The organism is Mesorhizobium sp. WSM4850 (assembly GCF_055811735.1).
Map to the genome: position 1 here is coordinate 1 of NZ_JBVVPV010000157.1, position 664 is coordinate 664.

General features: G+C 62.8%; 1 protein-coding gene. It reads left to right on the forward strand.

What is annotated here, in order from left to right; translation table 11 throughout:
- Positions 1 to 628: M16 family metallopeptidase (locus AC0L2Z_RS35380; RefSeq protein ID WP_473630642.1), on the forward strand; the 628-nt coding region annotated here is incomplete at its 5' end.
- Between the last annotated feature and the right edge of the window lie 36 nt (positions 629 to 664).

The window sequence follows — 664 nt, forward strand, 5'->3', positions numbered from 1 at the left end:
TGGACCAGATCTGCCGCCACGCGAACGCCCGTCTGAGCCGGTGCAGAACACCAGGCGCACATTGACGCTAAGGGATGGCCGCGTTTCGGTCCCCATCTTTTCCAGATATTGGGTGGTGCCGTCCTATCGCACCGCCGAGCCCGGCGAAGCCGAGGCGCTGGACCTGCTGGCACAGATTCTCGCCGGGGGCAACCGCAGCCGGCTGTACCAGGAGCTCGTTGTGAAGCAGGGCATAGCCGCAGCGGCCGACGCTGATTTCGAGGGCACCATGCTGGATGCTGGCAAGTTCAGCATCCGCGGCTGGCCGCGCGGCAAGGCGAAGCTTGCGGATGTCGAGGCCGCAGTCGACGCCGAGATAGCGCGCATCGCCAGGAACGGCATCACCAGCGACGAACTGGAGAAGACGAAAAACCGCTATATCCGCTCGTTCATCTTCGCCCATGACGAGCAGGTCTCCGTCGCTGGCAGGTATGGCGCCACGCTTGCCACAGGCGGCAATGTGAAAGACGTCGAGGAATGGCCGGACCGCATCCGCAAGGTCACGGCCGATCAGGTTAAGGCCGTTGCCGCCCGCTACCTCGTGTCCGACCATTCGACCACCGGCTATCTCCTGCCCAAGGAAAATTGATATGATGACGAACCAATTCCGCAGGGCCATTCCACA